Origin of the sequence: Vibrio sp. S17_S38 (assembly GCF_014694375.1) — a bacterium.
Lineage (GTDB): Bacteria > Pseudomonadota > Gammaproteobacteria > Enterobacterales > Vibrionaceae > Vibrio.
On the sequence record NZ_JAAUWW010000033.1, the window covers coordinates 1 to 14,288 of the forward strand.

Annotated in this window: 15 protein-coding genes and 1 pseudogene; 10 read left to right on the top strand and 6 right to left on the bottom strand. The window is 38.2% G+C overall.

Translation table 11 applies throughout. From position 1 onward, the window contains the following. Positions 1 to 63: 63 nt before the first annotated feature. Positions 64 to 591, bottom strand: a complete 528-nt coding sequence (locus HC725_RS16060) for an RNA-directed DNA polymerase (RefSeq protein WP_238928555.1) — start codon at positions 589 to 591, stop codon at positions 64 to 66. A 404-nt stretch (positions 592 to 995) separates the two neighbouring features. On the opposite strand from HC725_RS16060, the gene tyrR reads away from it, so the two are divergent. The 4 genes from tyrR to HC725_RS16080 are packed head-to-tail and all read left to right on the top strand — an operon-like array spanning position 996 to position 4,300. Next, positions 996 to 2,597, top strand: a complete 1,602-nt coding sequence (gene tyrR, locus HC725_RS16065) for a transcriptional regulator TyrR (protein WP_190332877.1) — start codon at positions 996 to 998, stop codon at positions 2,595 to 2,597. Next, positions 2,597 to 3,211 carry a GNAT family N-acetyltransferase gene (locus HC725_RS16070; RefSeq protein WP_190332878.1) on the top strand — a complete coding sequence of 205 codons (615 nt, stop codon included), beginning with the start codon at positions 2,597 to 2,599 and terminating at the stop codon, positions 3,209 to 3,211. The genes tyrR and HC725_RS16070 overlap by 1 nt, the downstream gene beginning before the upstream one ends. Positions 3,212 to 3,214: 3 nt before the next feature. After that, positions 3,215 to 3,805, top strand: coding sequence for an HD domain-containing protein (locus tag HC725_RS16075; protein ID WP_190332886.1), 591 nt, complete (start codon positions 3,215 to 3,217; stop codon positions 3,803 to 3,805). Positions 3,806 to 3,826: 21 nt separating this feature from the next. Continuing rightward, positions 3,827 to 4,300: a DUF2947 domain-containing protein gene (locus HC725_RS16080; protein ID WP_190332879.1), complete on the top strand. Its 474-nt coding sequence runs from the start codon at positions 3,827 to 3,829 to the stop codon at positions 4,298 to 4,300. 77 nt (positions 4,301 to 4,377) lie between these two features. Here HC725_RS16080 and artM read toward each other — a convergent pair whose 3' ends face one another. The 5 genes from artM to HC725_RS16105 all read right to left on the bottom strand — a co-directional run bounded on the left by artM (position 4,378) and on the right by HC725_RS16105 (position 8,333). After that, on the bottom strand, positions 4,378 to 5,052 hold the full coding sequence (artM, locus tag HC725_RS16085) for an arginine ABC transporter permease ArtM (RefSeq protein ID WP_190332880.1): 675 nt from the start codon (positions 5,050 to 5,052) through the stop codon (positions 4,378 to 4,380). Further along, positions 5,049 to 5,753: an arginine ABC transporter permease ArtQ gene (artQ, locus tag HC725_RS16090; RefSeq protein WP_190332887.1), complete on the bottom strand. Its 705-nt coding sequence runs from the start codon at positions 5,751 to 5,753 to the stop codon at positions 5,049 to 5,051. Before artQ ends, artM begins: the two co-directional genes overlap by 4 nt. Positions 5,754 to 5,785: 32 nt before the next feature. Further along, positions 5,786 to 6,517, bottom strand: coding sequence for an arginine ABC transporter substrate-binding protein (locus tag HC725_RS16095; RefSeq protein WP_190332881.1), 732 nt, complete (start codon positions 6,515 to 6,517; stop codon positions 5,786 to 5,788). Positions 6,518 to 6,621: 104 nt separating this feature from the next. Further along, on the bottom strand, positions 6,622 to 7,350 hold the full coding sequence (artP, locus tag HC725_RS16100; RefSeq protein WP_342365961.1) for an arginine ABC transporter ATP-binding protein ArtP: 729 nt from the start codon (positions 7,348 to 7,350) through the stop codon (positions 6,622 to 6,624). A gap of 269 nt (positions 7,351 to 7,619) precedes the next feature. Further along, the gene (locus HC725_RS16105) at positions 7,620 to 8,333 is read right to left on the bottom strand and encodes a DUF3581 domain-containing protein (protein WP_190332883.1); all 714 of its coding nucleotides are present in this window, start codon (positions 8,331 to 8,333) and stop codon (positions 7,620 to 7,622) included. Between the two features lie 370 nt (positions 8,334 to 8,703). On the opposite strand from HC725_RS16105, the gene thrS reads away from it, so the two are divergent. The 6 genes and pseudogenes from thrS to HC725_RS16135 form a co-directional block, all read left to right on the top strand. Continuing rightward, positions 8,704 to 10,629, top strand: coding sequence for a threonine--tRNA ligase (gene thrS / locus HC725_RS16110; protein ID WP_190332884.1), 1,926 nt, complete (start codon positions 8,704 to 8,706; stop codon positions 10,627 to 10,629). Between the two features lie 3 nt (positions 10,630 to 10,632). Beyond that, positions 10,633 to 11,184: a translation initiation factor IF-3 gene (gene infC / locus HC725_RS16115; protein WP_190332888.1), complete on the top strand. Its 552-nt coding sequence runs from the start codon at positions 10,633 to 10,635 to the stop codon at positions 11,182 to 11,184. 146 nt (positions 11,185 to 11,330) lie between these two features. Continuing rightward, positions 11,331 to 11,525, top strand: coding sequence for a 50S ribosomal protein L35 (gene rpmI / locus HC725_RS16120; protein ID WP_089138142.1), 195 nt, complete (start codon positions 11,331 to 11,333; stop codon positions 11,523 to 11,525). Positions 11,526 to 11,562: 37 nt separating this feature from the next. Beyond that, complete coding sequence (rplT, locus tag HC725_RS16125; protein ID WP_153447207.1) at positions 11,563 to 11,916, top strand: 50S ribosomal protein L20; 354 nt, start codon at positions 11,563 to 11,565, stop codon at positions 11,914 to 11,916. Between the two features lie 210 nt (positions 11,917 to 12,126). After that, entirely contained in the window at positions 12,127 to 12,960 is an 834-nt protein-coding gene (locus HC725_RS16130; protein WP_190332885.1) for a CvfB family protein, read from the top strand. Positions 12,961 to 13,523: 563 nt separating this feature from the next. Further along, positions 13,524 to 14,180, top strand: a pseudogene (locus HC725_RS16135) (porin); the annotation flags it as partial. Positions 14,181 to 14,288 lie beyond the last annotated feature (108 nt).

The window sequence follows — 14,288 nt, forward strand, 5'->3', positions numbered from 1 at the left end:
TGGAATATTAGAAATTAGCAATAGCTGAGCAAATAAGTGGATCAATATTAAAACGGTGAATTTTTAAAAAAGTGGATCAGATTTCAACTGGTGTTGACAGCTATTTATCGTTGATTGCATGGCTTTTAGTTGGGTGTAAAGTGGTGCGTAATGGATACCATGCTTACTCCATCCCCCACAACTTGGTCTATATTTAATAACGACGTTAGTCGTGCTGTCTAGAATTGCATTAAAGTAGCGCAAACGCTCTTTCCATTCTTGCATTTTTTCAAGCGAATTAGATAAGATAAATAAGTCATCTATATACCGAACGTACCCCTTAACCTTCAGTGTGTGTTTTATTTCGTGGTCAAGGTTGTTAAGGTGAAAATTACCGAAGAGTTGACTAGTAACGCTACCGATGGGCAATCCAACCTGTTGCGTGTTGTTAAACTGTAGTTTCTTATGGAGCGGGATTTGGTTAATTAAGTGTTTCCAGTTCGTTCGTTTTGTAGCTTCGTGGCATCCTGCTCTATGATTTTTTCTATCAGATTGGCTAGGCAATATTGGCGCAATGGGGCTCTGGTTGCTTTGACTGGACAACTTGGACATGTATCAAGATAAACTATAGGATGGCGAAAGTGGTTCCAAGGAAAATATCTCGAAGTAAATGCACCTATTTCTTCTCCAAGTGGGAGCGCTTAGATTAGAGCTACTGGTATATTACTATTCAGAAAGACAATATTGTTCTAGAGAAACTGCTTGAGAACTTAGATTCTTGGGAAGAGGATAGCGTGGCAGAACTGGTGACTTAAGAGGAGTATTTAAAAACAAGCTATCTCTGTCTGCCCTTACAAATAAAGGGCTGGCGGCTTACATTGGGCTTTTCGCTGAAATGGGTGCACAATCCCAAATAGTGACCCATGTTATGTTTGATTTTAGTGGTTTCTCTTGACGATATAACGAGCTTGCCTCACACTGCTGTCAACTTTTCTTGACACTAAAAAGGGTATGTAGTGAGGTTAGAAGTCTTATGTAACGACCATTTAGATGTGACTCAAAAATTGGTCGAGTTGTTAGTTTGTAATCGAGTTGATTTACGAGGTATTGAGTTTTCGACTAAAGGCATTATTCATCTAAATTGTCCTGATATTAACTTTGATGTGTTTAGCGCCCTAATGGCAAAAATTCGCCACATATCCGGTGTTACCGATGTCCGTAAAATTCCTTTTTTGCCCAGCGAACGAGAAACAACAGAGCTAAACGCTATTTTAGATACGTTGCCCGATCCTATTCTTTCAATTAGCTTGAAAGGCGAGATTGAAATGGCAAATGAGTCAGCGCTAGCATTATTCAAAGTTACTATTCAGCAAATACAATCATTTAGTATTTTTCATTACATTCCAAAGCTTAAATCCGCGCCTTGGTTTAAAGCCTTCGAAAACGATGATTCAAGGACCAAGCAAACTCATGCCGATGAGGGCGCTTTACGGTATCGCGATAACATTACGATTGAAGGTTTAAACTATTTGATGGATGTTATGCCTGTTGTGATTCACTCTGATGTAGGCGATGCAATTCTGGCAGGTGCAGTTGTCATGCTAAAACCAATTGTTCAATCAGAAGTGAAACTCAGAGCAGTATCCGAATACAATCCATTAGGCTTTGAACATTTTGTTGGTGTGTCTAATTCTCACCAACGTTTGATGAACCAAGCCAAAAAGCTGGCTATGCTCGATCAGCCATTATTGATTGAAGGAGATACGGGAACAGGCAAAGAGATGCTTGCTCGTGCTTGTCATAACCGCTCATTACGCTCCGAGAATTCATTTTTAGTCTTAAGCTGTGCTTCGATGCCTGATGATGTAGCAGAGACGGAATTGTTTGGTCATGCACCGGGAACGTTTAACACGGAAATTGGACATAAAGGTATTTTTGAGCAAGCTCATCAAGGGACTGTTTTTCTTGATGAAATTGGCGAAATGAGCGCGCATTTACAAATTAAATTGCTACGCTTTTTACAAGATGGTTCGTTTAGGCGTGTCGGGGAAGAAAAAGAAATGCACGTCGATGTACGAGTCATTGCCTCGACTAAGCAAACATTGTCACAGTTAACTCAAGAAGGAAGTTTTCGTGAAGATTTGTACTATCGCTTAAATGTGCTGAATCTATCAATACCACCACTTCGTGAGCGCAGCAGTGATGTTTTGCCGTTACTTAATATGTTTGTTGCCAAATATGCACAACAACTGGGCCTACTTATACCAAGTTATGATGAGCATTTAGTGGAGCAATTAAGTTTGTACCCTTGGCCGGGGAATATTCGTCAGCTCGAGAATTCAGTGTTACGTGCAATGACTCAACTCGATTCAGATGTACTCAATTTTGAACACTTTCAACTACCTAAATTACAGCCAAGTGCTTCTGCTTTTGAAGCTCATCTACCGAGGTTTAATCTCGATGGTAATTTAGATGAGATGATGAAAAATTATGAGTCTCAAATCTTAGAGCGTTTGTATCAATCGTTTCCATCGAGTCGAAAGTTAGCGAAAAGATTGGATGTTTCTCATACATCCATTGCGAATAAACTACGTGATTACGGGATAAGGAAAGTTTAATGGTGACATCACTATCATTTTTAACACATCAAGATTTGTGTAAAGGAATGAGCTTTCAATCGGGTAATTACAGCCTTAGATTACTGAATTCAGGTGATGAAAGGTTAATGTGTTGTTTCTATAAGGAAAATAAATCCCATCTAGAACCTTGGGAGCCTATACGCGATGGTGCTTTTTATATTCAGTCTGATTGGTGTAAGCGAATAGCGACGTTAAAAATAGCGCATCAACATAAATTGAGTTTTTCATTTATATTACTAGATAAAAATGAGTCTCAGATTTATGGCGTGATTAATTACAGTAATTTTTCTGGCTATCCATTTTATGCTTGTAATTTAGGTTATGCCTTAGCTGAAAGCGCACAAGGTCAAGGCTTGATGCAAACAGCTTTAGCGATGACGAACCAATGGTTGTTTGAGCAAATAAATATACATAGAATCATGGCCGCTTATATTCCTTCTAATACTCGCAGCGAAAAAGTATTAAAGAATTTACGTTTTGTACATGAAGGGATTGCAGAAGATTACCTATTAATTAATGGTCGTTGGCAGACACACAATTTGATGTCTCTAACGAATCAGCACTGGCAAATACCGCAAAGTTCTGGAGGATAAATGATGGAACGTTTAAATAAGCAACTTGCGTTGTTAATAGAACTGGATAGACTCAAAGCCGTTCTGCGCCGTACTCGTGTGAAAGCGGCAGAAGGTCGTTTAGAAAATACGGCAGAGCACAGTTGGCATGTGGCACTGATGGCATTATTAATGGAAGAGCATGCAAATGAACCTGTTGAAATTGCAAAAGTGGTTAAAATGCTGCTCTTACACGATATCGTAGAAATTGATGCGGGTGATACATTTGTTTATGATACCGCAGCGTCTAAAGTACAAGCCGAGAAAGAATTAAAAGCGGCACATCGTTTATTTGGTATGTTGCCAGAGGATCAAGGCGAAGAGCTGATGTCGATCTGGTTAGAGTTCGAAGCTGCTCAAAGCCCTGAAGCTAAATTTGCCAAGGCACTCGATCGGTTGATTCCAATGTTATTGAACTATAACAATGATGGACAAAGCTGGGTTGAACATGGTGTTGCAAAATCACAAGTGTTAACCGTTAATGCTCGAATTGAACAAGGTTCAGAGGTTCTCTGGGATAGAACTCAGAAAATAGTCGCAGAAGCAGTTAAAAATGGTTGGCTAAAAGACCAATAAATAATTTAAAAGTAGGGCTGTATGGCATATATACCTTTGGACGAATACCAAAGAAAATGGATATTTACGCATCGATCATTACCTGTTCCTGAATCAGATTTAGTGCATATTAAACCTATCACTCAACAGCGATCTGCACATCTCTGGATCGAAAATATTAGTAAGCAGAGTCCGGACTCTGACCGTCTGAGCTCTTCTGATTGGCCAAGTAAAGCGGGATGCTGGATCGATGAAATTGATTGGTCTGCAGCATGGGATTCGGATGAACCCGATTTACCACAAGAAGTTCTTGCACATATTGACTGGCAAGATGATGTAACCGTCTATTTCTGCTATGAAAAATATAATTCGATTGAAACAAAGTGGTCTATTTTCAAAAAGCATTGGAAGAATTTTTTATTCTTTGATGACGGTCCTATATTAATTGGTCGCCGTCGCAGTGAGGTTTTATGGTTTAGCAGTAAAGGCATGGTAAAACTAGGTAATCGAGAATAGTTATATCTATCTTTTTATTGTTCGAAAGCTGCCAAGGGCAGCTTTTTTTGTATTCGTATAATTCAAGCTTTTATCTATTAATGACCATTATTTTCAAACGCGAGCACTTTTTTCTCAATTTGTCTAAATATGAGTGAGAGTGAACCATTTACGGTAAGGTAAAATGCGCCAGCAATACCAAATACGGTCAATGTATCATAGGTTTGAGCATTGATACGTTGTGCATAGCCCATCAAATCCATAATAGTAATAGTGCTAGCAAGAGAAGTGCCTTTAAAAACTAAAATCACTTCATTCGAGTAAGCAGGAATAGCACGGCGAATCGCATAAGGAAGTAAAACGCCTAACGTGGTTTTAGTGCTCATACCTAAAGCGCGACAAGCTTGCCATTGCCCTGAAGGAATCGCATCAAAGGCGCCTTTAAATAATTGAGTACTATAAGCTGCCGTATTTAGAGCTAAGGCGATCATAGCGCAAAACCAAGGCTGACTTAACCAGTTCCAAGCAATACTTTCTTTTATTGCTTCAAATTGTCCTGGACCGTAATAAATTAGAAAAATTTGTACTAATAACGGCGTACCAGTGAATATTGTAATTAATCCTCGGCTAAACCAATGAATTATTGGTGTCTGAGTAATTAAGCTCACCGTCATTAAAAGAGAAAGAATACAACCAACCAGTAAGGCTACAGCGGTGAGTTCAAGGCTTGTTTGTAAACCCTCTAATAATTGCCAAATATGTTGTTCATTCATGCTTTGGATCCGGTTTTCTTCTTATTGATCGTGATGGTATTTTCTTGTAATTGGTATTTTTTATTAATTAACTTCACTATGCGTTGGGTTATTAATGTGATCACAAGATAAACCATGGCAGCGGTAGCATACCAAGTAAAACTCTGGTGAGTGGCGGCAGAAGTCAGTTGGGCTTGTTTTAAAAGATCGGTGACACCAATTAAAGAAACCAATGCCGTATCTTTTAATAATACAAGCCATTGGTTAGTTAAGCCTGGTAGAGCATGACGAATAGCTTGTGGTAAGACGATACGAATAAAGGCACGCTTTTTACCTAGTCCAAGAGCATTAGCCGCTTCTCTTTGCCCTTTTGGGACTGCTTTTAAAGCGCCACGTAATGTTTGAGCTGCATAGGATGCAAAAATAAGGGAAAGGGCAATAACACCGGATAAGAATGGGCTAACTTCAATATACTCGCCAGTGACATAAAATAAGATTTGGCTGGAACCAAAGAAAATAAACAAAACGACTAATAATTCAGGTAACCCTCTGATGATAGTTACAAGAGCAGTAGTCGGCCAAGAAATCGCGCGTAAACGAGACATCTCACCACCCGCAAATATTACGGATAGGATAAGGCCGACTGCAAGACTACTGAACGCGAGTTCAATTGTTAATAAACTCGCATCTACCAGAGCAAGAGAGTAACCTGAAAGCATTATTTTTTCCGATCGTTTAGTGGTTTATTTAACAATTACTTGCCAAAATATTGGTCAAAAATTTTCTTGTATTGACCATTTTCTTTCAACGTTTTCAATGCGGTATTGAGTTGCTTAACAAGATCTTGATTATCTTTATTAACGGCAATACCAAAACCATTACCAAAGTACTGCTTATTAGTTACCGGGTCACCAACGTAAGTTAGCTTATCATTATTTTTAAACCATTCCGCTACAACTGCTGTGTCACCAAATACACTATCAATACGCCCATTTTGCATATCGATAAAGGCATCTTGATAACTAGCGTATGGAACAGCTGTGACACCCGGCATCTGATCAACTAAATAGCTTTGGTGTGTAGAACCATTTTGAACGCCAACACGCTTGCCTTTTAGTGCTGCCTGATCCGCAATTTTGCCTTTATTTGAAACAAAAGCAGCAGCGTTATCATAGTATGCATCAGAAAAACTGACTTGTTTTAAACGTGCATCAGTAATATCCATTGCAGAAATAGCTGCGTCATAACGTTTGAATTTTAATGCAGGGATGAGGCTATCAAAAGCTTGGTTATGGAAAGTACATGTTGCTTTGATTTCTGTACAAATTGCTTTCGCTAAATCGATATCAAAACCTTGAATCTGATTATTATCATCCATGTATTCAAACGGGGCATAAGTCGCTTCAGTAGCAAATTTTAATTCTTGTTGTGCAAAAGCATGCGTTGATGCTAAAGCGATAACACTGGCTAACAAAATCTTTTTCATTGTATAACTCCATTTATATCTGTGATTTTATTTTAAATAATCGCTTATTATTAGTGAGTATTATATTTATATCTCACTTTTATATAAGGGAAGGAAACGCTGATTTAATGTTGTAAATATTGTTTAAAAGCTTCAGTTTTAGGTTGTGTAAAACTGGATTTATCACCGTATTCTACAACATATCCTTTTTCTAGATAAAGTAGGTGGGAGGCTATTTTTCGGGCGAAGTCTACCTCGTGGGTGACGACGACTTGAGTTATGCCTGTATTACTTAAATCTTTAATAATATTAACAATTTGAGTTGTTATTTCAGGATCTAATGCAGCGGTTGGTTCATCAAATAGCAATACATCAGGTTTCATCATTAATGCTCGAGCAATCGCAACGCGTTGTTGTTGACCACCAGATAATTGTAATGGCCAAGCATTTATTTTATCGGCAAGTTGGAGGCGAGTGAGTATTGAAGTCGCTTCTTGTTTAGCTGCCTCTTTTGACATGCCTAGCACTTTTACTGGAGCTTCAATCAAATTATCTAGTACGCTCATATGTGGCCATAGATTATATTGTTGAAAAACCATGCCGACTTTTTTGCGTAAGCTCAAACCATCTTTTTCTGAAATATTGTGATTAAAATCGTATGAGGTGCCTGCAACCTGAAGTGAACCACTATCAGGTAGCTCTAATAGATTAAGTATACGGAGCAGGGAGCTTTTACCTGCGCCACTAGGCCCAAGCAAAACTAAAGTATCACCTGATTGGCATTCAAAGCTCACATCATGGAGAACTTGTGTTGAACCGTAGAATTTATTAATCGCGCTAATTTGAATAGTCATGCTTCCATACTGCATTAATTGTCACTAGCCGGATATACTAATCAGTACATCATATTATGCAAGAAAAAATTATTTAAAATTAAGAACCGAGAGGAATATTCCAAATCGGCTTAAATAATAGACGATAATTTGTTAGCCGAATACTTGTTTGTTAATGAAATGTTAGTAGTTGGGATGTGAGTCAAACATAAGGTTAAATAAGGGATATGTTAGAAAATAAAAAAGCTAAAGAAGATGAATTCTTTAGCTTTCAAATCGAGATGCTTTAACTACTTACTTGCTAAAAAGGCATCTTTACGAGTATTGAAAATATCGACAAAGTAATTAATTTCTTCACTACAATATGGTTTTAAACCTGTGGCGATCATGCGTTTGACTCCGCGGCCGACAATCTCACCTTGTTCTTTAAAGGCAAAGTTGAGTGTGACCACACCACGTTTACCATTCACATCGAAAGTTGCTCCGGAGAATTCTACTTCAGGGTGAGTGAGATCTAAGCGAGAAAATTCAATGTCCATACTTTCATATATAACTAATGGACGTTGGCAATTGAACATCTGTTGCTGCTCTTCCATTAATGGCACCATAATGTGTGGGAAATTCATGCCAGAAAATTGAACGTAATTAGTGACAACATGTTCAATGAAAATATTATTGGTACAAACATCACCTTCATGATGCATATGCAGATAGGCTTTGCCTTTATTGTCTAATAGGGCAATGTCATTTTCATTGGTTTCTTCAATATGTAGTGGAACACCATCAGCAACCATACCTGAAAAACGAAAGCTCATTTTTTCGCTGATGCCTTTTTGTTGAAGCAGCATGGCAAATAATAAATCACCCGGCACACAGAAACGTTTGCTGTCTTCATCGTGGATAGGATTAAAGTCACCGGCTACTTTTTTAGCAAAATGACTCGCTTGTTCACGAGTGAATTTGAAGGTGTTATCTTCTGTGGAGAAATAAGGGTCTAAAAACATAAGTCACTACTGGTAATAAAAACAGCCGCGATTATATATGACAAAGTGAGTAAATTGGTCAGTCCAGTTAAAAAAAATACAATAAAGTTCAAATGGCTCTAAAAAATGGTCGAAATAAGCTGAAATTAAATCAATGAAGAAGGTATAAATTATTATGAAAATCGCTATAATGACCGGCTTCTTTTGATTGAAGTCGATGCTTACTTCTCGTTATTGTCAATTTTGATTTGTACCAAAATCTAAAGCTGAACGACAGACTATAAAGAAGATAAATTTTCTATGACTGAATGATTATGTAATTAAATTTTTGGTCAACTATTTTAAACTCAAGTGCTACTTGGTATGTGGCACCACTGTAATAGGATTATTCATGCCTGTAATTACTCTCCCTGATGGCAGTACTCGCCAATTTGACAACGCAGTTTCAACTATGGATGTTGCACTGTCTATCGGTCCTGGTCTTGCAAAGGCTACGATTGCTGGTCGTGTAAACGGTAATCGTGTTGATGCGTGTGATTTGATTGAACATGATGCGAGCTTAGAAATCATTACTGCTAAAGATGAGGATGGTTTAGAAATCATTCGTCATTCTTGTGCTCATTTACTTGGACATGCAATTAAGCAATTATTCCCAGAAGCAAAAATGGCGATTGGTCCAACAATTGATCGTGGCTTTTATTACGACATTGATCTTGAGCACTCATTAACTCAAGACGATCTTGATGCTATCGAAAAACGTATGAAAGCGTTAGCGAAAACCAAATATCAAGTTGTGAAAAAGAACGTCAGCTGGCAAGAAGCACGTGATATGTTTGATTCGCGTAGTGAAGAATATAAAATTGCAATCTTGGATGAAAACGTTTCACGCGATGATCGCCCAGGTTTATACCATCATGAGGAATATATCGACATGTGTCGCGGTCCTCATGTTCCGAATATGAGCTTTTGCCAGAATTTCACGTTACTTAATGTAGCAGGGGCTTATTGGCGTGGTAATAGTGACAATAAAATGCTGCAACGTATTTACGGCACAGCATTTGCTGATAAAAAACAACTTAAAGATCATCTTGTCCGTTTAGAAGAAGCGGCTAAACGAGATCATCGTAAAATTGGTAAACACTTAGACCTGTTCCATATGCAACAAGAAGCGCCAGGTATGGTGTTCTGGCACCACAATGGTTGGTCTATTTTCCGTGAACTAGAAGTGTTCGTACGTGAAAAACTAACGGAATATGATTACCAAGAAGTAAAAGGTCCATTAATGATGGATCGTGTACTTTGGGAACGTTCTGGACATTGGGATAAGTACGCTGATGCAATGTTCACAACGTCTTCAGAAAATCGTGAATATGCAATTAAGCCAATGAACTGCCCAGGCCACGTTCAAATCTTTAATCAAGGTTTAAAGTCTTACCGTGATTTGCCATTGCGTATGGCAGAGTTTGGTTCTTGCCACCGTAATGAGCCATCGGGTGCGTTACACGGCATTATGCGAGTGCGTGGCTTTACTCAAGATGATGCACATATCTTCTGTACTGAAGAGCAGATTCAAGATGAAGTGATCCAATGTATTAAAATGGTATATGACGTCTACAATACGTTCGGCTTCGATAACATCGTTGTTAAACTTTCTACTCGTCCTGAACAGCGAGTGGGTAGTGATGAAATTTGGGATAAGTCAGAGAATGATTTAAAACTCGCTTTAGAATCGATGGAAATTCCATATGAAATTCAAGAAGGTGAAGGGGCATTCTATGGCCCTAAGATTGAATTTACATTACACGATTGCCTCGACCGAGCATGGCAATGTGGTACTGTTCAACTAGATTTTAATTTACCTGGTCGTTTAGGTGCTACATACGTTGGTGAAAGTAACGAACGTCTTGTTCCTGTTATGATTCACCGTGCGATTTTAGGCTCTCTTGAACGCTTTATCGGTATTTTGATTGAAGAATATGCTGGTTTCTTTCCTACTTGGTTGGCACCAGAACAAGCTATCATCACCGGAATTACAGATAAACAGGCTGATTATGTGCAACAAGTTGCACAAAAATTGCAAAAATCTGGCTTTAAAGTAAAAGCGGACTTGAGAAATGAGAAGATAGGCTTTAAAATCCGCGAACACACATTAAAGCGTGTACCTTACATCCTCGTTTGTGGTGACCAAGAAATGGAAGCTGGAGAAGTTGCAGTACGTACACGAAAAGGCACAGACCTTGGTAAATTCAAAGTTGAAGATTTAATTTCATATCTTCACGCCGATGTCTCAAGCCGTAAGCTCAATCTGGAGGAATAACCTATTAAAGGCGGAAGAAAAGGCCAACAACCGGCCAAGCAAAACCAGCATCGTTTAAACGATGAAATTCGTGGCGTCAAAGAAGTACGCTTAACCGGTGCAGATGGCGAGCCAGTAGGCGTTGTCACGACTGAAGAAGCACTTGAAGCAGCGGTTGAAGCTGGTATGGATTTGGTAGAAATCAGTCCAAACGCTGAACCACCAGTCTGTCGTGTGATGGACTATGGTAAATTCCTCTTTGAAAAGAGCAAAGCTGCTAAAGAGCAGAAGAAGAAGCAAAAACAGGTCCAGACTAAGGAAATTAAATTCCGTCCTGGGACTGATATCGGAGACTATCAGGTAAAACTACGCAACCTGACTGGTTTCCTTGAAGACGGCAACAAAGTGAAAGTAACTATTCGCTTCCGTGGTCGTGAAATGGCTCACCAAGAAATTGGCGTAGACGTTCTTAGGCGTTTGAGAGTGGACACTGAAGAGTTAGCAGTGGTTGAATCTTTCCCAACGCGTATAGAAGGTCGCCAAATGATCATGGTGTTGGCCCCTAAAAAGAAGTAATTAACGGCCTTACAAGTAATTAAACCTCGTTATCTGCTATAAAAGGCAAGGTAAAGGGGTTTTATTCGCCCTAATTACATATTATTAACCGATATGTTTATTAGCACATAGAGTGATTAATACATACAATGCGGAGTTATTCATCCATGCCTAAGATGAAAACAAACCGAGGCGCTGCGAAGCGTTTCAAAAAAACTGGTGGCGGCTTTAAATTTAAGCACGCGACAAAACGTCATATCCTGACTAAACGTACTACTAAAAACAAGCGTCAGCTTCGTCCTAACTCCATCCTTCCTAAATGTGAAGTAGCTGGTGTTGTACGTATGCTTCCATACGCTTAATTTTTGTTAGTTTATTTAATAGTTTAGGAGAGACATAATGCCTCGCGTAAAACGTGGTGTACAAGCTCGTGCACGTCATAAGAAAGTTCTAAAGCAAGCTAAAGGTTACTACGGAGCACGTTCACGTGTTTACCGCGTAGCTTTCCAAGCAGTTACAAAAGCTGGTCAATACGCATACCGTGACCGTCGCAATAAAAAGCGTACGTTCCGTCAACTATGGATCGCTCGTATTAACGCTGCTTCTCGTCAAAATGGTCTATCTTACAGCCGTTTCATTAATGGCCTTAAGAAAGCATCTATCGAGATCGATCGTAAGATCCTTGCTGATATCGCTGTATTCGACAAATCTGCATTTGCAGTACTAGTTGAAAAAGCGAAAGCTGCTCTTTAATTAGAACCAGTTTTTAGGATTATGAAAAAGAGAGCCTAGGCTCTCTTTTTTTTATTCTTATTTTTTAAGAAAATAGATTAAATACACCTAATTGTTTGACTTACATATACTGCTTTCAGTATTTCGATTTCATTTTAATGAATAACACAGACAAGGTAGTGAGCTATCACGTATAATTAGCTTGTCATTTACGTTAATAAAAGAGTTTTCATGATTAATATTGGTCAGATCAATACACTTAGTGTCACTAAACAAACAGATTTTGGATACTTCCTCGATGCTGATGATTTTGGCTCTGTGTTGTTACCTAATAAATTTGCATCAGATAATATTGTTGTTGGTAGTGATATAGATGTGATGCTGTATTTTGACTCTGACAATCAGCTTTCTGCTACAACTGAAACGCCTATAGCTCAAGTTGGACAATGGGGAATGATGCATGTTGTTGGCGTAAATAATATCGGGGCCTTTGTTGATTGGGGGATTGATAAGAAGGATTTATTAGTCCCTTTTAGTAACCAACGAGTTCCTTTGACTGAAGGACAAAGTATCTTAGTTTATGTTTATTCTGATTCTGCATCTGGCCGTATTGTTGGTACAACCAAATTCAATAAATTATTAGATAAAACCTCTGCGGATTATGCGATTAATGATCAGGTTGACTTATTGATAGCTGAACGTACAGATCTTGGTTTTAAAGCGATCATCCACGAGAAACATTGGGGTGTGATTTTTAAATCGGATGTATTTGGAAAGTTATTTGTTGGTAAGCGTTTGAAAGGTTACATAAAAGAAATACGTGATGATGGACGAATTAATCTATCACTACAAAAAATTGGAATCGCAAAGATGGATGACTTGAGTGAAAAAGTGATTCATGTATTGGAGACAAAAGGTGGTTTTTTACCATTAAGTGATAAATCAACACCTGAAGCTATTTTTACCGTATTTCGAACCAGTAAAGGGACTTTTAAGAAGACTATCGGCGGTTTATATAAGGCTGGGAAAATTCGCATCGAAAACGATGGTATTTACTTGGTTTAATGCTCAGGTCGATGTTATCCCATAGATAATAATTTTGTTATAAGCTTCTTCTAAGCCTCTTTCTGAGGCTTTTTTATGCGTATCATTTACTTCTGAAGAGAACTTCCGCTTTAATTTGTGACCTATTTTAAGAGAGGAAACAATAAATCCTTAATATGGTGAGTTGGAAAATATGCTTCATATTGTTTGATAGATTTTAACTTTTAATATTAATTTGCGATGGAAATAAACTAGTTGCTAATTTGTTACCATTTGGGTGGTTTATTGTTTTATTTGTCCGTATTGTACGATGTTTTATTGGGTTTTGGTCACTTTTATGACTCCTTTTATAAAAATGATTTGGCGTAAGCCATAACTTTGCCTTAACGTAGCACCGTTCCAACATATTTAGGGCTGGTTTTATTAGTCTTAATTTGACGTTTGTTTTATTTATCAATTGGTTGATTTTATTTTATTGTCGCGTTTAGACTTTATTTACATTGAAAAATAAAAGGCGTTAGATAAGTATTTCGTATTTAATGGGCTAAAGCTCGTTAAGTCAGCATAATAATTAAAGGTTTATAATGAAAAAGTTACTATTGTCGACACTGATTCCTGCGCTGTTTCTCTCAACAGCAGCAAATGCAGCTGAAATTTATAAAGCAGAAGATGGATCACACGTTAATATATACAGCCGTTTAGGGTACAACATCACGAATAAAGGCACTCATGACCAAGATACACGTGGTTTATTTGATGGGCGTATTGGCCTTAGTGGCTCTCAAACTATCAACGAACATGCTGATGTGATTGGTCAGGCACAGTATCAAGTTGGTGCGGCTGAATATGCGAACTCACTTAATCCAGATTCTTCTGATTTCACTGCACGTTATGTATGGGTGGGGATCGATGGGCATGAATATGGTAAATTAAAAGGCGGTCGTGTTGATTCTGGTTTGATCATGTTTACTGATATTGGTGATGTGTTTGCAACTTCAGATGTATCTATGGCACGTCAAGCAGGCATGGTTGATAAAACAGCAGTACAAGTGTTCCGTCAAGATGGTACTCTCCAATATCAAAATACGGTCGGTAACTTTGATATATCTGCGGCTTATATTTTCGGCAATGACACATCAGCGCTTGATTATGCTTACAATGCTGCTGTTCGATATAACATTGACATGGGGGATGCTGGTAAATTAGCTCCTGTAGTTGCATTCCAAAAATCTAAAGCTGATGATTCATGTCAACACCAGTTGAAATCTGATCCACTTTTTTAAAAATTCACCGTTTTAATATTGATCCACTTATTTGCTCAGCTATTGCTAATTTCTAATATTCCAGCT

What these genes read in the sequence shown, in the direction of transcription:
- HC725_RS16075 (WP_190332886.1), top strand. Translation starts at nt 3,215, where the DNA reads ATGGAACGTTTAAATAAGCAACTTGCGTTGTTAATAGAACTGGATAGA.
- thrS (WP_190332884.1), top strand. Translation starts at nt 8,704, where the DNA reads ATGCCTGTAATTACTCTCCCTGATGGCAGTACTCGCCAATTTGACAAC.
- HC725_RS16060 (WP_238928555.1), bottom strand. Translation starts at nt 591, where the DNA reads ATGTCCAAGTTGTCCAGTCAAAGCAACCAGAGCCCCATTGCGCCAATA.
- rpmI (WP_089138142.1), top strand. Translation starts at nt 11,331, where the DNA reads ATGCCTAAGATGAAAACAAACCGAGGCGCTGCGAAGCGTTTCAAAAAA.
- HC725_RS16070 (WP_190332878.1), top strand. Translation starts at nt 2,597, where the DNA reads ATGGTGACATCACTATCATTTTTAACACATCAAGATTTGTGTAAAGGA.
- HC725_RS16105 (WP_190332883.1), bottom strand. Translation starts at nt 8,333, where the DNA reads ATGTTTTTAGACCCTTATTTCTCCACAGAAGATAACACCTTCAAATTC.
- HC725_RS16080 (WP_190332879.1), top strand. Translation starts at nt 3,827, where the DNA reads ATGGCATATATACCTTTGGACGAATACCAAAGAAAATGGATATTTACG.
- HC725_RS16095 (WP_190332881.1), bottom strand. Translation starts at nt 6,517, where the DNA reads ATGAAAAAGATTTTGTTAGCCAGTGTTATCGCTTTAGCATCAACGCAT.
- artM (WP_190332880.1), bottom strand. Translation starts at nt 5,052, where the DNA reads ATGAATGAACAACATATTTGGCAATTATTAGAGGGTTTACAAACAAGC.
- HC725_RS16130 (WP_190332885.1), top strand. Translation starts at nt 12,127, where the DNA reads ATGATTAATATTGGTCAGATCAATACACTTAGTGTCACTAAACAAACA.
- rplT (WP_153447207.1), top strand. Translation starts at nt 11,563, where the DNA reads ATGCCTCGCGTAAAACGTGGTGTACAAGCTCGTGCACGTCATAAGAAA.
- artP (WP_342365961.1), bottom strand. Translation starts at nt 7,350, where the DNA reads ATGACTATTCAAATTAGCGCGATTAATAAATTCTACGGTTCAACACAA.